This window comes from Jannaschia sp. GRR-S6-38 (assembly GCF_029853695.1).
Classification (GTDB): Bacteria; Pseudomonadota; Alphaproteobacteria; order Rhodobacterales; family Rhodobacteraceae; genus Jannaschia; species Jannaschia ovalis.
Map to the genome: position 1 here is coordinate 2,216,540 of NZ_CP122537.1, position 22,458 is coordinate 2,238,997.

The window sequence follows — 22,458 nt, forward strand, 5'->3', positions numbered from 1 at the left end:
CGCTCAGGCGGCGCGGGCGCGCGCGCTGCGCCAGACCAGCGCGGCGGCGGCGAGGCCCGCGACGAGCATCGGCAGCGACAGGACCTGCCCCATGGTCAGGCCCCAGCCGTCCCAGCCGATCACGTGGCCCGCCGGGTTCGCGGCCGTAATGTATTGCGCGTCGGGCTGGCGGTAGTACTCGACCACGAAGCGCGCGAGCCCGTAGCCGCCGAGAAACAGCCCGCAAATCAGCCCCGGCACCTTGAGCGCGCCGCGATAGGCCAGCACCCAGAGCACGACCAGAAGGACCAGCCCCTCGAGCACCGCCTCGTAGAGCTGGCTGGGATGCCGGGCGCAGAGCTCGCCCAGGTTGGCGCAGGATTGCGCGTCGGCACCGGGGAAGATCACGGCCCAGGGCACGGTGCTGGGCCGGCCCCAGAGCTCGGCATTGATGAAATTCGCGAGCCGCCCCAGCCCCAGCCCCAGCGGCGCGGCCAGCGCGCCCACGTCGAGAAGCGAGCGGATCGGGATGCCGTGGCGCATCGCGTAGACGATCACGACGAGGCCGGTGGCGATCATGCCGCCATGGAAGCTCATCCCGCCCTGCCAGATCGCCAGCGCCTCGAGCGGGTTCTGCAGGTAATAGCCGGGCTGGTAGAAGATCACGTAGCCCAGCCGCCCGCCCAGCACGATGGCGAGGATCACCCAGGTCATGATGTCCTCGATCTGGGCGCGGGTGACGAAGACCTCGCTCCGGGGCCACAGATGCGCCTGCTGGGTGACGTGGCGGGCCATGGCCCAGCCGCCGACGATGCCCGCGATATAGGCCAGCGCGTACCAGCGCAGCGCGAAGTCGAACCCGCCCAGCGAGACCGAGAACAGCTCGGGCGAGATGTCGGGGAAGGGGATGGCGAGGATCATGGCCCCGCTCTGCCCGCGCGCCCCCGGGGGGTCAAGCTTGAGACGGCGCGGCTTTGGCCCCATATGGGCTGGGACACGAGCCCGGAGGCCCAAGCATGCAGACCCGCAACCGTTTCATGGACGATATCGGCCAGCTGATGACCAACGCGATGGGCGTGGCCCAAGGCGCGCGCAACGAGGCGGAGACGGCGATGAAGTCGCTTCTCGACCGCTGGATGGCCGATCGCGATTTCGTCACCCGCGAGGAATTCGACGCCGTCCGCGCGATGGCGCAGAAGGCGCGCGAGGAGAACGAGGCGCTGAAGGCCCGGCTCGACGCGATGGAAGCGGCGCCGAAGACCGACTGACCGCCGGTCCAGGCCCCGGCCGGTCCGCGGCCCGGGCTTTCTCTGATCCGAGATGTCTTGGGGTTGTCCGTGGGACCGGTGCCCTTGGATCGGGATGTGCGGGGGCCGACGCCCTTTGCCCTACCCCGCGACCAGCTCCAGTAGACGGTCCACCTCGGCCCCGGTCTTCGTGAAATCGCAGACCATCCGGCAGAGCGGGCGCGGCGCGTCGTCGTATTGGACAAATTGCGCCTCGGCCATCGCCCTTGCGTGCTGGTCGCGGTCGAGCCGGACGAAGATCATGTTGGCCTGCACGGGATGCACCAGCTCCGCACCCAGACGCTCCAGACCCGCGGCCAGGCGGCGGCCGGCGGCGTTGGCGGCGCGGGCATTGGCCAGCCAGAGATCGTCCCGCAGATAGGCCGCCATCTGCGCCGACAGGAAACGGTGCTTCGACCAGAGCTGCCCGGCGCGCTTGCGGCGCAGCTCCATCTCGCGCAGGCGGGCGGGGTCGCGCATGACGATCGCCTCGACCCCCATGCAGCCGTTCTTGGTGCCGCCGAAGCTGACCATGTCGAAGCCGCGCGCCAGTTCGGCCGCCGTGCACTCCAGCGCCGCGCAGGCATTGGCGAAGCGCGCGCCGTCGAGATGGGTCACGAGGCCCTCGGCATGGGCGAGGTCGGTCAGCGCGGCGAGCTCGTCGAGCGTGTAGAGCGTGCCCGCCTCGGTGACGTTGGAGAGGCTCAGCGCGCCGCGCTGCACGTTGTGGACCGAGCCCTCCATCCCCGCCAGCGCCGCCGCGAGCGCATCCGGGCTCATCTTGGCGTCGGGGCCGTCGATCAGGATCATTTTCGCGCCGCCGGTGTAGAATTCCGGCGCGCCGCATTCGTCGACCTCGATATGGGCGATGCGGTGGCAGAGCACCGATTCCCACGGGCGGACCAGCCCGGCCAACGCCAGCGCGTTGGCGCCGGTGCCGGTGGCGACCAGCAGCACCTCCGCCTCGGGCCAGTCGAACATCTCGCGCAGCCGCGCGCGGACCTCGGGCATCCAGGGGTCGGCGCCGTAGGGCATGGCCCCGCCGCGATTTGCGGCGAGGATGGCGTCCATGATCGGCCCGGCCACGGGGCCGGTGTTGTCGGAGGCGAAGTTCAGGTTCATCTCGGTCGCGGCCTGTCGGGTCATGCGGCGCCTCCGGTCGGTTCCTCGATCACGAAATCCTCCCAATCCTCCTCGGGGATCTGCGTCTCGGACACGGTCTCGTCCATAAGGCTGGCCCCCGCGCGGTGCGGCGACATCGGATCGCCGGTCAGGAGCGGGTGCCATTCGGGCAGGCCGCGGCCCTCGTGCAGGCGGCGATAGGCGCAGGTCACGGGGAAGAAATATACCACGTCGGGCAGGGTCTTCGGCGTCAGCACGACGCATTCGGGCACGTGGCGCAGCCGGTCGGCGTAATTGGCGCAGCGGCAGGTCGCGTCGTCGAAGAGGCGGCAGGCGATGCGCGTCAGCGCGACCTCGCCCGTCTCCTCGTCCTCGAGCTTGTTGAGGCAACACTTGCCACAGCCGTCGCAGAGCGCCTCCCATTCCTGCGGCGTCATGCGGTCGAGCGGCCCCTCCCAGAAGCGGGCGCGCAGGCCGGTGCGGTCGATCGGGTCCTCAGACATCGCCGGGCTCGGCGGCGAGCGCCGCGCGGGCGCGGGCGCTGTCGTCATCCATTTGCGCGATGAGCGCGGGCAGCCCGTCGAAGCTGGCCTCGGGGCGCAGGAACTCGACCAGCGCGACCGAGATCGGACGGCCGTAGAGATCGCCTGCGAAATCGAAGAGGAAGGTTTCGAGATTGGGGGTGTTCTCGCCGAACATCGGGCGCACGCCGAGGCTCGCGACGCCGCGATAGCTGCCCGCCTGGGGGCCTTCGAGCACGTCGACCAGCACGGCGTAGACGCCCAGGCGCGGCAGGTGCAGCCCGTCGACGCTCAGGTTGGCGGTCGGGTAGCCCAGGTCGCGGCCGCGCTTCTCGCCGTGCAGGACGGGGCCCACGACCCGGTGCCAATGACCCAGCATCGCGGCGGCGTCGCGGGGGCGGCCCTCGCTCAGCGCGCGGCGGATCGCCGTCGAGGAGACGGGGGTCTCGCCGCCCAGCAGCTCCGCCGTGGTCACGTCGAAGCCCAGCCGCGCGCCGCCCTCGCGCAGCGCGGCCACGTCGCCCGCGCGGCCCTTGCCGAAGCGGAAATCGGCGCCGACCACGACATGGGAAAGGCCCAGCCCGCCGGCCAAGACGTCGGCCATGAAGGCCTCCGCGCTCAGCGGCGCGATTTCGGGGAAGGGCAGTTCGAACAGGAGGTCCACGCCCAGCTTCTCCAGCCGCGCGGCGCGGGCGGCGGGTGACATCAGCCGGAAGGGCGGGTCGTCGGGGCGGAACACCTCGCGGGGATGCGGCTCGAAGGTGACGACGCCGAGCGGGGCGTCGTCGCGGCGCGCGAGGTCCAGCACGTGCTGGTGGCCCCGGTGGACGCCGTCGAAATTGCCGATCGCGGCGGAGGCGCCGCGCGCATCCGCGGGAAGGGCGCGATGATCCCGGAAAATCCGCATGGGGGGCGGGCTAGCCCGCCCCCGGGCCGGGTGCAAGCGCGGGGGTGGGGGTGCATGGCGGGTCACGCTCCGTCCGTGTGAACGACATGTCGCGGCGCCGTGGCAGCGCCGGGCCGGGGGGCGGGGCTGCGCGCGCGGTGCGGGACGCTATGTCCATCACTCCCGCGGGGCCGGTCCGGCGCTGGCACGGCGGGGCTGCGCCCCTTGGGTCCGTGCCGTCGAGCGAGAGCGGCGCTGCTGTACGCGGCTTCAGGTCGGACGGCCGGACGGATCTCGGGCAGCTGCCCGCCGCCCCCTCAGTCGAACTTGCGCGAGGGCGCGAGGACCGTGGCCTCGCCCTTCAGGACGGGCTTGCCGTCGACGAGACAGACCGTGTCCATCGTCACCCGGCGCTTGCCGATATCCATCGCGGTCACGGTGACCGAGGCCTCGACCCGGTCGCCGGGGCGCACGGGGGCCAGGAATTTCAGCGTCTGGCCCAGATAGACCGTGCCGTGGCCGGGAAGCTGTTCGCCGATCACCGCCGAAAGCAGGCCCGCGGTGAGCATGCCATGCGCGATGCGACCCGCGAAGATCGTGTCCTGCGCATAGGCCTCGTCCAAATGGACGGGATTATGGTCGGTCGAGATCTCGGCGAAGAGCTGGATGTCGGTGTCGGTGATCGTCTTCGACAGCGAGCGCGTCATGCCGATCTCGATATCCTCGATGCAGATCGTGCCGCGGGGCATGTTGTCGAGCATGGCGCATCCTCCGAAGTGACGCGGGACAGATAGCGCAGCCGCTGCGCTGCGGCAAGCGTAGACGCAACAATTATTCGTCAGATGCGGCAGATCGGTAACGACGTTACCGAAGCGTTCCGATCACATAGGTCGGCGCGACGCCGGTCTCGGCCAGGTAGCGCTCCAGCCGGGCCGGGTCGGGTGAGCCGCCGATCGCGGTGCCCGTCTCCTCGGCGCCGAGGCCGCCCGAGATGAAGAGAAGGTCCAGATCCTCGCCCATCGCGCCCGCCGCGTCGGTCTGCGGCCCGTCGCCGATGGCCAGGATCGAGGCGTCGCCCACATCGGCGATCGCGGCCAGCCGCCGGCGGGCGAGATCGTAGATCGGCGGGTGCGGCTTGCCGAAATAGAGGCTCTCGCCGCCCATCTCGGTATAGAGCTGCGCATAGGCGCCCGCGCACCATTCGCGCCGCCCGCCGCGATCGACCACGATATCGGGATTTGCGCAGAGCAGCTTCAGTCCCCGGGTCTTCGCGGCCAGGAATTGCGGCCGCATCTCGGACGGGTCGGCATAGGGGTCGGCGGGCCCGGTGCAGACGATGCCCTCGGCGCGCTCCAGGGGCACCCGCTCGATCGCCAGCGGGTCGTCGAGGATCGCGGGCGGGGTGAAGAAGCCGTCGTCGCTCTCGTCGGCATAGCCCATGTGCCAGACCCGGGTGCCGACCGCGCCCTGGTACATCGCGAGCCGCGCCGAATCGCCCGAGGTGGCGATGGCGTCATAGGCGTCGGCGGGCACGCCGATCCCGGCGATCTGTTCTGCGACGCCGTCGCGGGGCCGGGGCGAGTTGGTGACCAGCACCACCTTGCCGCCGGTCGCGCGATATGCCTTCAGCGCCTCGACCGCGCCGGGAAAGGGGTGCACGCCGTCATGCACGCAGCCCCAGAGATCGACGAAGAGCGCGCGGTAGCGGCCGGAGATTTCGGACAGGGACTGGATGATCTGCATGGGCGTGGCCTCCGGCTCGGAACGCCCTTCACCTACAGCACGCGCGCGGCGCGTCCAGCGGATCGCGCGGGGCCGCTGGACTCATGCACGCCCCGTTGACCCGGTCCAGACCGCCCCCCTAGCTGGCCGCATGGAGCGTTTTGAGAAGCCCTTCACCCGGCAGGAGCCGATCCCCGAGGATGCCATCGCGGCGGCCGTCGCGGTGATGCGCTCGGGTGCGTTGCACCGCTACGGCGCGGATCCCAGCGAGGTCGCCGCGCTGGAGGCCGAGTTCGCCGCCGCCACCGATGCGGCGCATTGCGTGGCCGTCGCCTCGGGCGGCTACGCGATGGGCTGCGCGCTGCGGGCGCTGGGCGTGGGGCCGGGCGACCCGGTGCTGACCAACGCCTTCACCCTGGCCCCGGTGCCCGGCGCCATCGCCGCCCTGGGCGCGCGGCCGGTGCTGGTCGAGGTGACCGAGGGGCTGGTGCTGGACCTCGACGACCTGGCCGCCAAGGCGGACCGGGCGAAGGTCCTGCTGCTGTCGCATATGCGCGGCCATATCGCCGACATGGAGGCGCTGGTCGCGCTGTGCGCCGCGAAGGGCATCACGCTGGTCGAGGATTGCGCGCATACGATGGGCGCGGCCTGGGCGGGGCGGCCCTCGGGGCGCTGGGGGCGGATCGGCTGCTTCTCGACCCAGACCTACAAGCATCTCAATTCGGGCGAGGGCGGGCTCATCGTCACCGACGATGCCGATCTCGCCGCGAAGATGGTTCTGATGTCGGGCAGCTACATGCTCTATGCGCGCAACGGCACCGCGCCGCCCGAGACGGTCTTCGCGCGCCACAAGGCCGTGACGCCCAACGTGTCGGGGCGGATGGACGAATTGCGCGCCGCGATCCTGCGGCCGCAGCTCGCCCGGCTGGCGGATCAGGTGGAGCGCTGGAACAGCCGCTACCGCGCGCTGGAGGCGGGGTTCCGCGACGCGCCGGGGCTCGCGACCATCCCGCGCCCGCAGGCGGAGGCCTATGTCGGCTCCTCGATCCAGCTGCGGGCGCGCGACCCGGGCCGGGTCCCGGGCTTCGTCGCGGGCTGCGCGGATCGGGGCGTGGACTGGAAATGGTTCGGCGCCCCGCAGGCGCATGGCTTCACCTCGGCGCATCGCCACTGGGGCTATGTCGACCCCCAGGCGCTGCCGCGGACGGACGCGGTGCTGGCGGGGCTTCTGGACATGCGGGTGCCGCTAACCTTCGACCTCGACGATTGCGCGCAGATCGCCCGGATCGTGCGCGAGGAGGCGGCGGCGCATCTGGCGTGAACGGCAAGGCGGCGCGTCACCGCCTCAAGTCACCCCGTCTCAGGTCAGCGCGCCCAGATCCTCGTCATCGGGGTCGGCGCGCACAGGTTCGTCGCGCGCGCGGTCGAGCGCCGCGCGCCAGGTGCCGCGGTGGTCGTGGATCGCGCGCAGGAGGTCGCCCGGCGATTTCGCATGCGGCATCGACAGGCCCAGCGCGTGGGCGATCAGCTCGGAGCAGAACCACTTGCCGCGGTCGTGCCGGCGGAAGTTGAAGAACTGGTTCACCAGCATCGTCCAGAGCTCGTAGGGCTGGCCCAGCTTCGCCTCGGCGCGCGCCCAGGTGTCCTCGGCGGCCCAGGGCACGGCGTAGATGTCCCATTTCGGATCTTCGAGCATGATCTCCTTGATCCGCACGCCGCCGTCGCGCCCCGAGCTCGAGATGCAGATCACGCTGTCCCCGCGGCGCGGCACGGTGTCGCTGTAGATCAGCTCGCAATGCGAGAAGGGCGACCGGGTGGCCACCCGGGTCGCGAAATCGGCGAAGCGGCCGCGGCCGCGGTAGAAGGCGACGTAGTAGTTGGACATGGGGCCCTCCGCTGGCAGGCAGGTGCTTCGAGGCTGCGCCGGGCGTGACGCTGGGTCAAGGCGGGGAAACCCGACCCGGGCCGCGTCGCCGCCCCCTCTCCGGGCCGGCAGGGCGCTGGACGCGCGCCGCGGCCTCGGCTATTTACTGAACAAGTGTTCAATTCCTGCGGAGGCTCCCGGATGTTCAACGCCAGCATGCAGTTCGATCTGGGCGAGGACGTGAACGCCCTGCGCGAGATGGTCCACCGCTGGGCGCAGGACCGCGTCAAGCCGATGGCGGCCGAGATCGATCGCTCGAACCATTTCCCGCCCGAGCTCTGGCCCGAAATGGGCGAGCTGGGCCTTCTGGGCATCACCGTGCCCGAGGCCGATGGCGGCGCGGGGATGGGCTACCTGGCCCATGTTGTCGCCGTGGAGGAGATCGCCCGCGCCTCCGCCTCGGTCTCGCTGAGCTACGGGGCGCATTCCAATCTCTGCGTCAACCAGATCGCGCTGAACGGCGACGCGGCACAGAAGGCGAAATACCTGCCGGGCCTCATCGCCGGCACCAATGTGGGTGCGCTGGCCATGTCCGAGGCGGGCTCGGGCTCGGACGTGGTCTCGATGAAGCTGCGCGCCGAGAAGCGCAACGACCACTACCGGCTGAGCGGCACGAAATACTGGATCACCAACGGCCCCGATGCCGACACGCTGGTGGTCTATGCCAAGACCGATCCGGAGGCGGGCTCGAAGGGCATCACCGCCTTCCTGATCGAGAAGACGATGACCGGTTTCACGACCAGTTCGCATTTCGACAAGCTGGGGATGCGCGGCTCGAACACGGCCGAGCTGATCTTCGACGATGTCGAGGTCCCGTTCGAGAACGTGCTGGGCGAGGAAGGCGGCGGCGTCCGCGTGCTGATGTCGGGCCTCGATTACGAGCGCGTCGTCCTGTCGGGCATCGGCACCGGCATCATGGCCGCCTGCCTCGACGAGATCATGCCCTACATGGCCGAGCGCCGGCAGTTCGGGCAGCCCATCGGGTCCTTCCAGCTGATGCAGGGCAAGATCGCCGACATGTACACGGCGATGAACTCCGCCCGCGCCTATGTCTACGAGGTCGCCAAGGCCTGCGACCGGGGCGAGGTCACGCGTCAGGATGCGGCGGCCTGCGTGCTCTACGCCTCCGAGGAGGGGATGAAGGTCGCCCACCAGGCGGTGCAGGCGATGGGCGGGGCGGGGTTCATGAACGACACGCCCGTCAGCCGCATCTTCCGCGACGCGAAGCTCATGGAGATCGGCGCCGGCACCTCCGAGATCCGCCGCATGCTGGTGGGCCGCGAATTGATGGGCGCGATGGGCTGACATGGAGGCCGCCGCGGACAGCTCCGGGTTCCTCGACTACGTGCGCGAGGATTCGATCCTGCACGGACAGGTCGACTGGCTGGTGCTGGCGCTGGAATACGCGGCGGCGGGGATCGACATCTTCGCCTGCCTGATCCTGCTGGTGGGCGGGATCCGCTTCGTTCTGGGCTTCCTGAAGGCCGAGATCTCGCGCGACGACGCGATCCGCGTGCGCGGCGTGAACCGCGAGCGGGTCGAACTGGGCCGCTACATCCTCGCGGGGCTGGAGTTGCTGATCGTCTCCGACATTATCCACACCGCGCTGAGCCTCGCCATGTCGGACCTCGTCTTCCTGGGCCTGCTGGTGGTGATCCGCTCGCTCATTTCTTTCTTCCTCGACCGCGAACTGGCCGAGGTGAAGAAGGAGCTGCACCAGTGACGGGCCAGCCGGCCCTGCGCGGCCTGCTTTGCGGGCTGCTTTTGGGCCTGGCCGCCCCGGCTGGCGCGCAGAACCTCGACCCGGCGCCCTGGCGCGGCGGCTTCGACGCCTGCGTCGCGGGCGCCGCCGACGCCACCGCGCTGATCGCCTGCAAGGGGCTGGCGGCCCGGGCCTGCATGGACGGGGCGGAGGGCGGGATGACCCAGCTCGGCATGACCGAATGCACGGCGATGGAGGGCGCGCTCTGGGACGAGCTGCTCAACGCCGACTGGCCGCGGCACCGCGACTGGGCCCGCGCCGCCGATGCTACCGAGGCGGAGATCTTCGGCGACGCCTTCTCGGACCGCGCCGATGCGCTGCTCGCCGCGCAGCGCGCCTGGATCGCCTTTCGCGACGCGCAATGCCGGCTGGAATACGCCGCCTGGGGCTCGGGCTCGATGCGCAGCCTCGCGGCCGCGTCCTGCGTCGGCGACATGACCGCCGAGCGTGTTATCGTCCTGCGTCAGATGACGGAGGGCATGTGATGGATCTGCACCCCAAGGCCGCGGCCACCTGCGGCGGCGACGCGCCCGATTACACGGGCCTCACGGCGCTCCTGGTGAACACCTCGCTGAAGCGGCGAAGCGCCGACAGCCACACCGACATCCTGCTGGGCCAGGTCGGCACGCTGATGGCGCGGGCGGGCGTGTCCGTGGACCGGCTGCACATGCTCGACCACCAGGTCGCCTTCGGGGTGCAGCCCGACATGACCGCGCACGGCTGGGAGCGCGACGACTGGCCCGCGCTTTGGGACCGGGTGCGGGCCGCCGACATCCTGATCGTCGGCACGCCGCTCTGGCTGGGCGAGGAATCGTCGGTCTGCCGGGTCCTGATCGAACGTCTCTACGGCATGTCGGGCCAGCTCAACGACCGGGGCCAGTCGGTCTACTATGGCCGCGTCGGCGGCTGCGTGGTCACCGGCAACGAGGATGGCGTAAAGCACGCCGCCATGACGCTGTGCTACGCGCTCAGCCATCTGGGCTACACCATCCCGCCGCAGGCCGATTGCGGCTGGATCGGCGAGGCCGGGCCCGGCCCCTCCTATGGCGACACGGTCGACGGCAAGCGCGTGGGGTTCGACAATGATTTCACCGCGCGAAACGCCACCATCATGGCCTGGAATTGCATGCACCTGGCGAAGATGCTGAAGGGCGGGATCCCGAACCACGGCAACGATCGCCGCGTCTGGCAGGCCGAGGGCTGCGACCCGAGCCTGCCCAACCCGGAGCACCGCGTATGATCCGCGCCCTCCTCCTCGCCGCGCTGGCCGCCGGTCCGGCGGCGGCGCAGGACGTGATCTTCGCCCCGGCCGCGACCGAAGCCTGCCTGGCCGCGACCGCGCCACGGGATCGCGCGGATTGCATCGGCCTCTCCGCCGGGGCCTGCGTGGCGGACACGCCGGGCGGGGAGACGACGGTCGGCATGGGCGCCTGCCTCTATTCCGAGCTGCAATACTGGGACGACCGGCTGAACGCCGCCTACGGCACGCTCCGCGCCGCGCATGCCGCGACCGATGCCGAGATGCGGTCCGCCGGCGGCAACCCGCCCTCGATGGCCGACGCGCTGCGCGACATGCAGCGCGCCTGGATCCCCTATCGCGACGCCGCCTGCGCTTATGCCCGCTCGCAATGGGGCGGCGGCACCGGCGGCGGCCCGGCCAGCGCCGATTGCCTGATGCGGCTGACCGGCGAACAGGCCCTGCGGCTCGAGCGCGAGCTGGAGGAGATCTCCCGCCGATGACCCGCCCGCATTCCGCAAGCCGCGGCCCCGCCGCCCCGATCGAAGGGACCCCCGCCCGATGAAGCTGACCTCCGCGCTCGTGACCGGCTCCGAACAGGCCCGCGCCAACCGGGAGGCGCATCTCGCCGCGCTGGCCGAAATCGCCGAGGCCGCGCAGGTCGCGACCGCCGGCGGGGGCGAGAAGGCGCGTGCGCGCCATGTCTCGCGCGGCAAGATGCTGCCGCGCGAACGGGTGGCGAACCTGCTCGATCCCGGCTCGCCCTTCCTGGAGGTCGGAACCTTCGCCGGGCACGGCATGTATGACGGCGCGGCGCCGGGCGGCGGCGCGATCGCGGGCGTGGGGCTGGTGCATGGCCGGCAGGTCATGGTGGTCTGCAACGACGCGACCGTGAAGGGCGGCACCTATTACCCGATTACCGTCAAGAAGCACCTGCGCGCCCAGGAGATCGCCGAGGAGTGCCACCTGCCCTGCATCTACCTGGTCGATTCGGGCGGGGCGAACCTGCCCAACCAGGACGAGGTCTTCCCCGACCGCGACCATTTCGGGCGGATCTTCTACAATCAGGCGCGCATGTCGGCGAAGGGCATCGCGCAGATCGCGGTGGTCATGGGCTCCTGCACGGCGGGCGGCGCCTATGTCCCCGCCATGTCGGACGTGTCGATCATCGTGCGCGCGCAGGGCACGATCTTCCTGGCCGGCCCGCCCCTCGTGAAGGCCGCAACGGGCGAGGTGGTGACGGCCGAGGATCTGGGCGGCGGCGACGTGCACACCCGGCTGTCGGGCGTGGCCGATTATCTGGCCGAGGACGACGCCCACGCGCTGGCGCTGGCGCGCGACGCGGTCGCGAGCCTGGGCGCGCGAAGTCTCGCCGAAAATTCGGCTGGCTTCGAGCCGCCCGCCTACGACCCGGAGGAGCTTCTCGACGTGGTGCCGGCCGATCTTCGCACCCCTTACGATATCCGCGAGGTGATCGCCCGGCTGGTCGACGGCTCGCGCTTCGACGAGTTCAAGGCCCGGTTCGGCGAGACGCTGGTCACCGGCTTCGCCGCGATCGAGGGCCGCACCGTCGGCCTGATCGCCAACAATGGCGTGCTGTTCTCGGAGGCGGCGCAGAAGGGCGCGCATTTCATCGAGCTCTGCTCACAGCGCGACATCCCGCTGGTGTTCCTGCAGAACATCACCGGCTTCATGGTCGGCCGCAAATACGAGAACGAGGGCATCGCCCGCCACGGCGCCAAGATGGTCACCGCCGTCGCCACCACCGCCGTCCCGAAGGTCACGATGCTGGTGGGCGGCAGTTTCGGGGCGGGCAATTACGGCATGGCCGGGCGGGCCTATCAGCCGAATTTCCTGTGGACCTGGCCCAATAGCCGCATCTCGGTGATGGGCGGTGCGCAGGCCGCCGGCGTGCTCGCCACCGTCAAGCGCGACGCGATGGAGCGGGCGGGCGAGGATTGGAGCGCCGAGGCCGAGGCGGCGTTCCGGCGCCCCACCGAGGAGATGTTCGCGCGGCAGTCGCACCCGCTCTATGCCTCGGCGCGGCTTTGGGATGACGGCATCGTCGACCCGCGCAAGTCGCGCGACGTGCTGGCGCTGAGCCTGCGCGCGGCGGTGAACGCCCCGCAGAAGGACACGCGGTTCGGCGTGTTCCGGATGTGACCGGCGCGCAGTCGCCCTGGGGCCCGTCGCCCACCCGCGTCCCCCGCGTCCCGGGCCGGACCGGCCTGCAGGTGCCCGTCTGGCTGATCCATCCCGACGACCGCCCCGATTACTACGAGACAATCTTCGATTTCGCGGGCTTCGTGGAGGCGACGCGGAGGGGCGCGCCGCGCCTGCTGGTCTGGACCGGACGCGACGATCTGGACCCGGCCGGGCTGCGCGCCACGCTGCGCCGGATCGTCGCCGCCGAGGTCGAGGCGGCGCGCGCGCAGCTCGCCGCCGGCGGGCCGCTGGCCGAGGACGCGCAGGCCCGGAAGGGGCTGGGCCTGGTGCTGACGCTCGCCGCCTCGGGCACGCTGATCGCGCTGCGCGCCACGCCCGCGGGCCTGGCGCTCAGCGCGCTGCTGGGCGCGTCGGGCCTGTTGGTCGGGCGAAGCGGGGCGACGCCCCCGCCCGACGCGGCCGCGACGCTGGAGGCGGAGATCGCGCGCGTGCAATCGGCCACCGACGCGGCGCTGCGCGACCTGACGCTGCGCCTGCATCCCGAACTCGCCCCCGAGGGCGGCGACCCCGAGGCCTGGCCCCTGCCGCAGGCCGTGCGCGACGTGATGGATCGGACGCCGTGACCGGGCGGGCGCGGATCCGCCTCCGGCGGGGATATTGGCAGAGCAGAGAGGGAAGCACCGCTCCATGAGCCGCAGCTTGCAAGAGATCATCGACGCCAATCCCGAGGCCGAGACCTTCCGCTTCGGCGACAGCAAGGCGCTCAGCGACGAGATCCTCGGCCTGGTCAGAAGCGGCGTGAAAACCGCGACCTGCGAAGCCGCGCGCCACTACGGGGAGAATGGCGATGCCTGGCCCGAAGTGGGGCGGCGCGACGTGGCTCTGGAATGGGATGGACGCCCGGCGGTCATGATCGAGACGGTCGAGGTCTCGACCCGGCGCTGGTCAGAGATGGACGAGGATTTCGTTGCCGCGCAGGGCGAGTTCCGCGATCTGGCGCACTGGCGGGACGCCTATCGCGCCTATTTCGAGCGGACCGGCGGGTGGTCGGAGGACATGAAGATCATGTGCGAGCGGTTTCGGGTGGTCGAGGATTACGCGGAGAAACAGCCGTGATCCGCCCTGGTGAACCCGATCCCGACCGGCCCGTAGGTGGGATCGTCCTGGATGCCTCCAGGCTGGGCGATGCGCCGGACCGGCTTTTGCTGGTCGCGTTTCCCGACAAACCGATGGGCGAGACGACCGGCCGGGCCTTGAAGCCGGCCGAAGACCTTCGGAACGTCCCGGTTGCCAGAGAGATCGCGCGGTTTGATGACACCGAGGCTCGGATCGTCGTCGTCGACGATGAAGGGGCCCGTCTGCGGGATTGCCTGACCGGACGGCCTGTCCGTCCGACACCATTGCCGAAGGTTGAAGGTGCCGCCCCCGTTGGATGCGAGGGTCGGGCAATCGAAATCCGCACAGCCAGTGACGGAGAGGGAAGAGAATGTTCCGCAAGATCCTGATCGCCAATCGCGGCGAGATCGCCTGTCGGGTGATCGACACCTGCCGCCGCCTCGGCGTGGCCACCGTCGCCGTCCATTCCGATATCGACGCGGATGCGCGCCATGTCGAAATGGCCGACGAGGCGGTGTCGCTGGGCGGCGCGGCGCCGGCCGACAGCTACCTGCGCGGCGATGCGATCATCGCGGCCGCCCGGGCCACCGGAGCGGAGGCGATCCACCCGGGCTACGGCTTCCTGTCGGAGAACCCCGATTTCGTCGCGGCGGTCGCGGCGGCGGGGCTGGTCTTCATCGGCCCCTCGGCCGATGCGATCCGCGCGATGGGCCTGAAGGACGCGGCCAAGGCGCTGATGGAGGAGGCGGGCGTGCCGGTCGTGCCGGGCTATCACGGACGCGACCAGGCCGATGTACGCCTCGCGCAGGAGGCCGCCCGGATCGGCTGGCCGGTGCTGATCAAGGCCGTGGCGGGCGGCGGCGGCAAGGGGATGCGCCGCGTCGATCGCGAGGCCGAATTCTACGACGCGCTGGGGGCCGCGCGCTCGGAGGCGAAGAAGGCCTTCGGCAACGACACCGTCTTGATCGAGAAATTTGTGGCGACGCCCCGCCATATCGAGGTGCAGGTCTTCGGCGACGGCGAGACGGCGCTGCACCTGTTCGAGCGCGACTGCTCGCTGCAGCGCCGCCACCAGAAGGTCATCGAGGAGGCGCCCGCCCCGGGCATGACGCCCGAGATGCGCGCGGCGATGGGCGCCGCCGCCGTCCGCGCCGCCGAGGCGATCGGCTATGCCGGCGCGGGCACGGTGGAGTTCATCGTCGATGCCTCGGACGGGCTGCGGGCGAATCGGTTCTACTTCATGGAGATGAACACGCGGCTGCAGGTCGAGCATCCGGTGACCGAGGCGATCACCGGGGTGGACCTCGTGGAATGGCAGCTGCGAGTGGCGAGCGGCGAGCCGCTGCCCGCGCGGCAGGAGGACTTGTCGATCCGCGGCCATTCCTTCGAGGCCCGGCTCTATGCCGAGGACGCGGCGGCGGGGTTCCTGCCGCAGACCGGCACGCTGACCCATCTGGAGTTCGCTCCCGGGGCGCGGGCCGAGACGGGGGTGCGCGCGGGCGACACGATCAGCCCGTGGTACGATCCGATGATCGCCAAGCTCGTGCTCCACGGCCCGACCCGCGCCACGGCGCTCCTGGCGCTGGAACGGGCGCTGGCGCGCACCCGGGTGGCGGGCACGGTCACGAACCTCGCCTTCCTGCGGCGGCTCGCGCGCCACGAGGGCTTCGCGGCGGGCGAGGTCGATACCGGGCTGATCGATCGCGAGGTCGAGACGCTGGCCGCCCGGCCCGAGCCGTCGGACGCCGTACGCGCTCTGGCCGCACTCGGGGCGCTGGGGCTGGACGCGGGCGGCGCGCGGGGCGGCTTCCACCTCTGGGCGCCCCTGGTCTGGACCGCGCGGCTGGACTGGCGCGGCGACCCGGTCGAGATCCGGGTGACGGGCCTCGGGCACGGGAATTGGCGCGTGGACGCGGGCGAGGGCGTGCTGGAGGTGACCGGCGGCGCGGAGGGCTGGCGGATCGACGGCCGCGCGGTCCCTGCGCAGGTGGTGGCCGGGCCGGGGGCGGTGCATGTCTTCTGGGACGACGCCTTCACCTTCGGGCGACCCGATCCGCTGGACGTCGCGCGCGCCGCGGGGGCCGCGGCGGGCACCGTCGAGGCGCCGATGCCGGGCCTGGTGAAATCGGTCTTCGTGACGGCCGGCCAGACCGTTGCGGCGGGTGACCGGATGGCCGTGCTGGAAGCGATGAAGATGGAGCACACGCTGACCGCCCCGCGCGACGGCGTGGTGGCCGAGGTGCTGGCCGAGGCGGGCGCACAGGTCGAGGCCGGCGCGGCGCTGATCCGGATGGAGGAGGACGCATGAGCGACGGCGCGAGCGGCGGCCCCGTGCGGCTGCATCACGTCCCCGGCTCGCGGTCGTTTCGCGTGCTGTGGCTGCTGGAGGAGCTGGGCATCCTGGCCGAGATCCAGCGCTACGCGATCGGTGACGGCAGCCTGCGCGATCCGGCCTATCTGACGCTGGCGCCCGCGGGCCGCGTGCCCGCGCTGGAGATCGACGGACAGGCGATCTTCGAGAGCGGGGCCATCGTCGAATTCCTCGCCGAGACGCGGGACGAGGCGGGGCTGGCGCGGATGCCGGGCGACCCCGAGCGTGCGCGCTACCTGCAATGCATCCATTTCGCCGAGACGCAGGCCTCGCTGATCGAGAACCTGAATCTCAGCCACGTCTTCCTGCGCCCCCCCGCGAAGCCGTCCGCGCCGGTGCTGAAGATCACGACCGCCCGGCTGCGGGGCACGCTGCAGGCGCTTGACGCGCTTCTGGGCGAACGCGAGCATCTGCTGGGCGAATTCTCGGCGGCGGATGTCATGCTGGGCTTCAACCTCTGGGCCGCGCCGCGCTTCGTGCCGATGGACGGGTTTCCCCGCCTGCTGGCCTATCGCGCCCGGCTGGAAGCGCGGCCGGCCTTCCGCGCCGCGCAGGCCAGGGACGGGGACGCGGCCTTCTACGACCGCGACTTCTATCCCATCCCGGAGGACGGGGCATGAGCGCGCGCGCCGAGATCTTCGAGGTGGGCCCGCGCGACGGGCTGCAGAACGAGAGGCGCATGATCCCGGCGGCCGAGAAGATCGCGCTGGTCGACGCGCTGAGCCGTGCCGGGTTCCGGCGGATCGAGGTGGCGAGCTTCGTCAGCCCGAAATGGGTGCCGCAGATGGCCGACGGGGCCGAGGTGCTGGCGGGCATCGAACGCGCGCCGGGCGTGCGCTATGCCGCGCTGACGCCGAACCTGCGGGGCTACGAGGGCGCGCGCGCGGCGGGTGCCGACGAGGTGGCGATCTTCGCCAGCGCGTCGGAGGGCTTCTCGAAGGCCAATCTCAACGCGACCATCGCCGAGAGCCTCGCGCGCTTCGACCCCGTGGTCGCGGCGGCGCGGGCCGACGGGATGCCGGTGCGGGGTTACGTCTCCTGCGTGACCGATTGCCCCTTCGATGGGGTGGTGCCGCCCGCGGACGTGGCGCGGGTCGTCGCGGCGCTGCGCGATTTCGGCTGCTACGAAATCAGCCTGGGCGACACGATCGGGCGCGGCACGCCCGAGGCGGTGGACGCGATGCTCGACGCCGTGCTGGAGGAGGTGCCGGCCGACCGGCTGGCCGGGCATTTCCACGACACCGCCGGGCGGGCGCTGGGCAACGTCGATGTCGCGCTGGCGCGGGGGCTGCGGGTCTTCGATGCCGCCGTGGGCGGTTTGGGCGGCTGTCCCTATGCGCCGGGCGCGGCGGGCAACGTGGCGACCGAGGCGGTGCTGGCGCATTTGGAGGCGCGGGGCTTCGTCACCGGGCTCGACCCGGAGGCCGTCGCGAAGGCGGGCCGGATGGCGCAGGCGATGCGAAGGGGGGATGCGGCATGAGCTGGGAGACGCTGGACGTCACGCGCGACGGGCGCGGGGTGGTGACGGTGCGGCTGGCGCGCGAGGAGGTCCACAACGCGATGAACGCCGCGATGATGGACGAGCTGACCGCGCTGGCGCGGGAATTGGGGGCGGGCGATGCGCGGGTGGTGGTCCTGACCGGCGCGGGGCGGTCCTTCTGCGCCGGCGGCGACCTGAACTGGATGCGCGCGCAATTCGACGCCGATGCCGCGACGCGGGCGGCTGAGGGCCGGCGGCTGGCGCAAATGCTGCGCGCCTGGAACGAGCTGCCGCTGCCGGTGATCGGGCGGGTGCAGGGCAACGCTTTCGGCGGCGGCGTCGGGCTGGCCTGCATCTGCGACGTGGCGATCGGGGCCGAGGGCGCGCTTCTGGGGCTGACCGAGACGCGGTTGGGCCTGATCCCGGCGACGATCGGGCCCTATGTGATCGCGCGGATGGGCGATGGGCGCGCGCGCCGCGTCTTCATGTCCTCGCGCCGCTTCGACGCCGCCGAAGCGGTCGATCTGGGGATCTTGGCGCGGTCCGTCCCCGCCGATGAGTTGGACGCGGCGGTCGAGGCCGAGGTCGCGCCCTACCTCGCCTGCGCGCCGGGCGCGGTGGCCGAGGCCAAGCGGCTGGCGCGGCGGCTGGGGCCGGCGATCGACGAGGCGGCCATCGAAGCCTCGATCGCCGCGCTGGTCGCGCGCTGGGAGGGCGACGAGGCGGCCGAGGGCGTCGGCGCCTTCTTCGAGAAGCGCAAGCCGCGCTGGGCGGAGTGACGCGCGCCTGCAGAGCCTCCCTTGCCGATGCCGCGGCCTGCGGTCATCGTGGCGCAAATCTCCTCGTCAGAAGGATTTGCAGGCCATGCTCACCCGTCGTCTCTTCACGCTCAGCGCGCTCTGCCTGCCGATCTCGGCCTGCGCGGATGCGCCTCCCACCTCGGGCCGTCCGGCGTCGCGCGCCGCCGATCCCGACCTGATCCCGCGCGCCACGGCCGGCTGGTCGAGCTGGGTCGAGGGCTTCCAGGGGCGCGCCGCGGGGCAGGGCATCCGCAGCGACGTGATCACCGCGGCCTTCCGCGGGCAGGGCTTCGTGCCCGGCGTGGTGCAGCGCGATCGCAACCAGACAGAGTTCAAGCGCAGCTTCGAGGATTACCTCAACATCGTCGCCCCGGAGGCCAAGGTACAGGCCGGGCGCGCCGCCTTCGCGCAGCGCCGCGCGACGCTTGAGGCCATCGCGGCGCGCTACGGCGTGCCCGCCGAGATCGTCTGCGCGATCTGGGGCGTGGAGAGCAATTTCGGCCAGCGCCGCGGCGACATCCCGACGATCAGCGCGGTCTCGACCCTGGCCTATGACGGCCGCCGGGGCGCGTTCTTCGAAAGCCAGCTGCTGGCCGCGCTGCGCATCCTGCAGGCGGGGGACGTGACGCCCGCGCGCATGGTCGGAAGCTGGGCCGGCGCGATGGGGCACACGCAGTTCATCCCCACCAGCTACCTGCAATCGGCGGTCGATTTCGACGGCGACGGGCGCCGCGACATCTGGAGCGACGATCCCACCGACGCGCTGGCCTCGGCGGCGTCCTACCTGGCCGGGGCGGGCTGGCAGCGGGGCGCGTCCTGGGCGGTCGAGGACCCGGCCGGCAACCTGACTCCGGACCGGGGCGGGCCGAGCTTCCGCACCGGGCCCAATTTCCGCGTCATCAAGCGCTACAACAATTCCGACGCCTATGCGCTGGGCGTCGGGCACCTGGCCGACCGGATCGCCGGGGGCGGGCCCTTGCGGCAGGGCTTCGGGCCCGATGCGAACGGCATGGTGAAGGCGCAGCGGGTCGAGCTGCAGCGTCGTCTGACGGCCGCGGGCTACGACACCGGCGGGGATGACGGGGTGATCGGCCCGAACAGCCGGGCCGCCATCGCTGCCTATCAGCGCCGCAACGGGCTCGAGCCCGACGGGCGGCCCAGCCTCGCTCTGCTGGAGCGGTTGCGCTAGGCGATACCCATGCCCGGTCATCGCCTTGCGCGCGCGTCCCGCGCGACGAGGCGGCATGCCCGACGACCCGGAGGCCCCCATGCGCCCGACGATCCTCGCCTTGCTCGCCTGCGCGCTGGCCGCGCCCGCGGCCGCGGAGCCGATCCGCAACGACAGCGGCGCGGCGGTGGAGATGCGCGCGGGGCCGGGGCCGGCCTTTCCGCGGATCGGGCGGGTCGCGCCGGGCGAGGTGCTGGACCTGGGGCGCTGCGACCTGCAGGGGCGCTGGTGCCTCGTCTCGACGGACCTGCGCTATGGCTGGGTCGATACCGACATCATGACCGCGCGCCTCGCGGTGCCCCCGGACCCGGTGCCGGACGTCACGGTGACGCCCCTGCCGGACCGCCCGGCCGCGCCCCGGGTCGAGCCGATCGCTCCCCGGGTCGAGCCGATCGCGCCGCGTCTGCCCGATCTCGGCGGGCGGATCGGGCTGCCGCCGATCGCGGGGGCGCGGCCGCCGCTCCTGCTGTCCACCACCGCGCCGATGCGCAACGTCACCCCGGGGGTTGTCAACCTGCGGGCGGGCCCCGGGACCGATTACGACGTGGTGGGCCGGCTCGACCCCGGGGCGGCGGTGCTGATCGAGGTCTGCATCCCGTCCGAGCAATGGTGCCGCGTCGCCGCTTCGGGCGGCGGGACGGGATGGGTCAAGACGACGCTGATCGGGCTCGAGCGCCTGTCGCTGCGTTGACCGCAACCCGGCCGCGGCCTAGAAGGCAAGCGACCGGACCCGGAGGCTTCCATGGACGACATGCTGCGCGAATACCTGCCCATCCTGATGTTCATGGGCGTCGCCATCGGGCTGGGCCTTGTGCTGATCCTGGCCGCGGCGATCATCGCGGTGCGTGCGCCCGATCCCGAGAAGGTCTCGGCCTATGAATGCGGCTTCAACGCCTTCGACGACGCGCGGATGAAGTTCGACGTGCGCTTCTATCTGGTGGCGATTCTGTTCATCATCTTCGACCTGGAAATCGCCTTCCTGTTCCCCTGGGCCGTCAGCTTCGCGGGACTGTCGGACGCGGCCTTCTGGTCGATGATGGTCTTCCTGACGGTTCTGACCGTGGGCTTCGCCTACGAGTGGAAGAAGGGCGCGCTAGACTGGGAGTGACGCCGTCCCGCGCGGTCCGCGTCACCCGGTCCCGGCCCTTGGGGCGGCGGGCCCGGATGAGGCCCCGACAGCTACGATCCGTCGCGCCCCTAGATAACCAGCGAGGCCGCGTTGACCCCCCAAGGGGCGCGCGATAGACCGCAGACCGACGCGACGGGCACTGGACCGCCCGCTGCGACCTGCCGAAACGGAGCTTGGCCCATGGGCGTGCAGACCGGATTGAACACCGCTGGCGGCGACAAGGAGCATGCGACGCAGCTTCTGAACCGCGAGCTGCAGGACAAGGGCTTCCTGCTGACCTCGACCGAGGACATCATCAACTGGGCGCGCACCGGCTCGCTGCACTGGATGACCTTCGGGCTGGCCTGCTGCGCGGTCGAGATGATGCACACCGCCATGCCGCGTTACGACATGGAGCGCTTCGGCACCGCGCCCCGCGCTTCCCCGCGCCAGTCGGACCTGATGATCGTCGCGGGCACGCTGACCAACAAGATGGCCCCGGCGCTGCGCAAGGTCTACGATCAGATGCCCGAGCCGCGTTACGTGCTGTCGATGGGCTCCTGCGCCAATGGCGGCGGGTATTACCATTACAGCTACTCGGTGGTGCGCGGCTGCGACCGGATCGTGCCGGTCGATCTCTACGTGCCCGGTTGCCCGCCGACGGCGGAGGCGCTGCTCTACGGGTTGCTGCAATTGCAGCGGAAGATCCGCCGGACCGGGACGCTGGTGCGATGAGGGTGGTCGCGATGGACGAGCAACTTCAGGAGCTGGCCGCCCATATCGAGATGCGGCAGGGCGATCTGCTGTCGGGCCACGCGATCACGCTGGGCGAGCTGACGCTGGAGACGACCGCCTCCGACATTCCAGAGCTGGTCGAGTTTCTGAAGACCGACGAGCAGTGCCGCTTCAGTTCGCTGGTCGACATCACCGCGATCGATTACCCGGGCGACGACCGGCGTTTCTGCGTCGTCTACCATTTCCTGTCGATGTACCGGAACCAGCGGATCCGCCTGAAGGCGTTCATCCGCGAGGAGGAGATGGTCCCCTCGATCACCGGGATCTTCCCCGCCGCCAACTGGTTCGAGCGCGAGGTGTTCGACATGTTCGGGATCCTGTTCTCGGGCCATCCCGACCTGCGGCGGATCCTGACGGATTACGGCTTCCGCGGCTATCCGCTGCGCAAGGACTTTCCGACCACGGGCTATACCGAGCTGCGCTATGACGAGGTGCAGAAGCGCGTGGTCTACGAGCCGGTCAAGCTGACGCAGGAATACCGGCAATTCGACTTCATGTCCCCGTGGGAGGGCGCCGATTACGTGCTGCCCGGCGACGAGAAGGGCGAGGCCAAGTGATGGAGGCTACCCTGTCCTCGGAGGCCGCGATCCGCGACCTGGCGGAGACCTATTGCGAAGGCGTCCATTTCGCGCGCCCCGAGGTGTTCGAAGCGATGTGCCACGACCGGTTCACGATGACCGAGATCACTGAAGATGGCGGCGAGAACGCGTGGGACAAGGCGGCCTATCTCGAACGGGTCCGGGCCCGGCGGGCCTTCCCGGGCGAGGTCTCGCGCGAGATCCTGGACATCGACGTCGCGGGCGACCAGATCGCGCGGGTCCATCTCTGGGTCGACGTGCCGCCGCGGCGCTACGAAGACCATCTGGGCTTCGTTCGCACGGGCGGCCAGTGGAAATTGCTGACCAAGGTGTTCCGCACGATGGGCCCTTCGGCGCAGAACGGTTGAGGAGACTGA

At 71.1% G+C, this 22,458-nt stretch carries 28 protein-coding genes; 21 read left to right on the forward strand and 7 right to left on the reverse strand.

Annotated features, from left to right (window positions below; translation table 11 throughout):
- Positions 1-3: 3 nt before the first annotated feature.
- Positions 4-900 (reverse strand): prolipoprotein diacylglyceryl transferase, encoded by an 897-nt coding sequence (gene lgt / locus P8627_RS11275; RefSeq protein WP_279964200.1) that lies wholly within the window; start codon positions 898-900, stop codon positions 4-6.
- Positions 901-995: 95 nt separating this feature from the next.
- On the opposite strand from lgt, the gene P8627_RS11280 reads away from it, so the two are divergent.
- On the forward strand, positions 996-1,247 hold the full coding sequence (locus P8627_RS11280; RefSeq protein WP_279964201.1) for an accessory factor UbiK family protein: 252 nt from the start codon (positions 996-998) through the stop codon (positions 1,245-1,247).
- A 120-nt stretch (positions 1,248-1,367) separates the two neighbouring features.
- Here P8627_RS11280 and P8627_RS11285 read toward each other — a convergent pair whose 3' ends face one another.
- From P8627_RS11285 to P8627_RS11305, 5 genes are all read right to left on the reverse strand, one after another.
- A complete protein-coding gene (locus P8627_RS11285; protein WP_279964202.1) occupies positions 1,368-2,411 on the reverse strand; it encodes a threonine aldolase family protein in 1,044 nt (347 codons plus the stop codon).
- Positions 2,408-2,890 (reverse strand): YcgN family cysteine cluster protein, encoded by a 483-nt coding sequence (locus P8627_RS11290; RefSeq protein ID WP_279964203.1) that lies wholly within the window; start codon positions 2,888-2,890, stop codon positions 2,408-2,410. Before P8627_RS11290 ends, P8627_RS11285 begins: the two co-directional genes overlap by 4 nt.
- The gene (locus tag P8627_RS11295) at positions 2,883-3,815 is read right to left on the reverse strand and encodes a bifunctional riboflavin kinase/FAD synthetase (RefSeq protein ID WP_279964204.1); all 933 of its coding nucleotides are present in this window, start codon (positions 3,813-3,815) and stop codon (positions 2,883-2,885) included. Before P8627_RS11295 ends, P8627_RS11290 begins: the two co-directional genes overlap by 8 nt.
- A 296-nt stretch (positions 3,816-4,111) precedes the next feature.
- Positions 4,112-4,555, reverse strand: coding sequence for a MaoC family dehydratase (locus tag P8627_RS11300; RefSeq protein ID WP_279964205.1), 444 nt, complete (start codon positions 4,553-4,555; stop codon positions 4,112-4,114).
- A 103-nt stretch (positions 4,556-4,658) separates the two neighbouring features.
- Entirely contained in the window at positions 4,659-5,537 is an 879-nt protein-coding gene (locus P8627_RS11305; protein WP_279964207.1) for a TIGR01459 family HAD-type hydrolase, read from the reverse strand.
- A gap of 130 nt (positions 5,538-5,667) precedes the next feature.
- On the opposite strand from P8627_RS11305, the gene P8627_RS11310 reads away from it, so the two are divergent.
- Entirely contained in the window at positions 5,668-6,837 is a 1,170-nt protein-coding gene (locus P8627_RS11310) for a DegT/DnrJ/EryC1/StrS family aminotransferase (RefSeq protein ID WP_279964208.1), read from the forward strand.
- A gap of 39 nt (positions 6,838-6,876) precedes the next feature.
- Here P8627_RS11310 and P8627_RS11315 read toward each other — a convergent pair whose 3' ends face one another.
- Positions 6,877-7,401, reverse strand: a complete 525-nt coding sequence (locus tag P8627_RS11315; RefSeq protein WP_279964210.1) for a hypothetical protein — start codon at positions 7,399-7,401, stop codon at positions 6,877-6,879.
- A 180-nt stretch (positions 7,402-7,581) separates the two neighbouring features.
- Here P8627_RS11315 and P8627_RS11320 point away from each other — a divergent pair, with 180 nt between their 5' ends.
- The 19 genes from P8627_RS11320 to P8627_RS11410 all read left to right on the forward strand — a co-directional run bounded on the left by P8627_RS11320 (position 7,582) and on the right by P8627_RS11410 (position 22,449).
- The gene (locus P8627_RS11320) at positions 7,582-8,745 is read left to right on the forward strand and encodes an acyl-CoA dehydrogenase family protein (RefSeq protein WP_279964211.1); all 1,164 of its coding nucleotides are present in this window, start codon (positions 7,582-7,584) and stop codon (positions 8,743-8,745) included.
- 1 nt (position 8,746) lies between these two features.
- Positions 8,747-9,163 carry a DUF1622 domain-containing protein gene (locus P8627_RS11325; protein WP_279964212.1) on the forward strand — a complete coding sequence of 139 codons (417 nt, stop codon included), beginning with the start codon at positions 8,747-8,749 and terminating at the stop codon, positions 9,161-9,163.
- Positions 9,160-9,687: a lysozyme inhibitor LprI family protein gene (locus P8627_RS11330; RefSeq protein ID WP_279964213.1), complete on the forward strand. Its 528-nt coding sequence runs from the start codon at positions 9,160-9,162 to the stop codon at positions 9,685-9,687. The genes P8627_RS11325 and P8627_RS11330 overlap by 4 nt, the downstream gene beginning before the upstream one ends.
- On the forward strand, positions 9,687-10,442 hold the full coding sequence (locus P8627_RS11335; protein ID WP_279964214.1) for a flavodoxin family protein: 756 nt from the start codon (positions 9,687-9,689) through the stop codon (positions 10,440-10,442). Before P8627_RS11330 ends, P8627_RS11335 begins: the two co-directional genes overlap by 1 nt.
- On the forward strand, positions 10,439-10,942 hold the full coding sequence (locus P8627_RS11340) for a lysozyme inhibitor LprI family protein (RefSeq protein ID WP_279964215.1): 504 nt from the start codon (positions 10,439-10,441) through the stop codon (positions 10,940-10,942). Before P8627_RS11335 ends, P8627_RS11340 begins: the two co-directional genes overlap by 4 nt.
- A 58-nt stretch (positions 10,943-11,000) precedes the next feature.
- Positions 11,001-12,602: a carboxyl transferase domain-containing protein gene (locus P8627_RS11345; RefSeq protein WP_279964216.1), complete on the forward strand. Its 1,602-nt coding sequence runs from the start codon at positions 11,001-11,003 to the stop codon at positions 12,600-12,602.
- 71 nt (positions 12,603-12,673) lie between these two features.
- Entirely contained in the window at positions 12,674-13,228 is a 555-nt protein-coding gene (locus tag P8627_RS11350; protein WP_279964217.1) for a hypothetical protein, read from the forward strand.
- A 64-nt stretch (positions 13,229-13,292) separates the two neighbouring features.
- On the forward strand, positions 13,293-13,721 hold the full coding sequence (locus P8627_RS11355) for an ASCH domain-containing protein (protein ID WP_279964218.1): 429 nt from the start codon (positions 13,293-13,295) through the stop codon (positions 13,719-13,721).
- On the forward strand, positions 13,718-14,110 hold the full coding sequence (locus P8627_RS11360; RefSeq protein WP_279964219.1) for a hypothetical protein: 393 nt from the start codon (positions 13,718-13,720) through the stop codon (positions 14,108-14,110). Before P8627_RS11355 ends, P8627_RS11360 begins: the two co-directional genes overlap by 4 nt.
- Complete coding sequence (locus P8627_RS11365; protein ID WP_279964220.1) at positions 14,092-16,029, forward strand: ATP-binding protein; 1,938 nt, start codon at positions 14,092-14,094, stop codon at positions 16,027-16,029. The genes P8627_RS11360 and P8627_RS11365 overlap by 19 nt, the downstream gene beginning before the upstream one ends.
- Positions 16,026-16,712 (forward strand): glutathione S-transferase family protein, encoded by a 687-nt coding sequence (locus tag P8627_RS11370; protein ID WP_279964221.1) that lies wholly within the window; start codon positions 16,026-16,028, stop codon positions 16,710-16,712. The genes P8627_RS11365 and P8627_RS11370 overlap by 4 nt, the downstream gene beginning before the upstream one ends.
- On the forward strand, positions 16,709-17,572 hold the full coding sequence (locus P8627_RS11375; protein WP_279964222.1) for a hydroxymethylglutaryl-CoA lyase: 864 nt from the start codon (positions 16,709-16,711) through the stop codon (positions 17,570-17,572). The genes P8627_RS11370 and P8627_RS11375 overlap by 4 nt, the downstream gene beginning before the upstream one ends.
- Positions 17,569-18,351, forward strand: coding sequence for a crotonase/enoyl-CoA hydratase family protein (locus P8627_RS11380; protein ID WP_279964223.1), 783 nt, complete (start codon positions 17,569-17,571; stop codon positions 18,349-18,351). Before P8627_RS11375 ends, P8627_RS11380 begins: the two co-directional genes overlap by 4 nt.
- An 85-nt stretch (positions 18,352-18,436) precedes the next feature.
- Positions 18,437-19,561 carry a lytic murein transglycosylase gene (locus P8627_RS11385; RefSeq protein WP_279964224.1) on the forward strand — a complete coding sequence of 375 codons (1,125 nt, stop codon included), beginning with the start codon at positions 18,437-18,439 and terminating at the stop codon, positions 19,559-19,561.
- A 79-nt stretch (positions 19,562-19,640) separates the two neighbouring features.
- Entirely contained in the window at positions 19,641-20,291 is a 651-nt protein-coding gene (locus P8627_RS11390) for an SH3 domain-containing protein (RefSeq protein WP_279964225.1), read from the forward strand.
- Positions 20,292-20,342: 51 nt separating this feature from the next.
- On the forward strand, positions 20,343-20,708 hold the full coding sequence (locus tag P8627_RS11395) for an NADH-quinone oxidoreductase subunit A (RefSeq protein WP_279964226.1): 366 nt from the start codon (positions 20,343-20,345) through the stop codon (positions 20,706-20,708).
- A gap of 201 nt (positions 20,709-20,909) precedes the next feature.
- Positions 20,910-21,443, forward strand: a complete 534-nt coding sequence (locus P8627_RS11400) for a NuoB/complex I 20 kDa subunit family protein (protein ID WP_055084349.1) — start codon at positions 20,910-20,912, stop codon at positions 21,441-21,443.
- An 11-nt stretch (positions 21,444-21,454) separates the two neighbouring features.
- The gene (locus tag P8627_RS11405; protein ID WP_279964227.1) at positions 21,455-22,060 is read left to right on the forward strand and encodes an NADH-quinone oxidoreductase subunit C; all 606 of its coding nucleotides are present in this window, start codon (positions 21,455-21,457) and stop codon (positions 22,058-22,060) included.
- Positions 22,060-22,449: a nuclear transport factor 2 family protein gene (locus tag P8627_RS11410; RefSeq protein ID WP_279964228.1), complete on the forward strand. Its 390-nt coding sequence runs from the start codon at positions 22,060-22,062 to the stop codon at positions 22,447-22,449. Before P8627_RS11405 ends, P8627_RS11410 begins: the two co-directional genes overlap by 1 nt.
- Positions 22,450-22,458 lie beyond the last annotated feature (9 nt).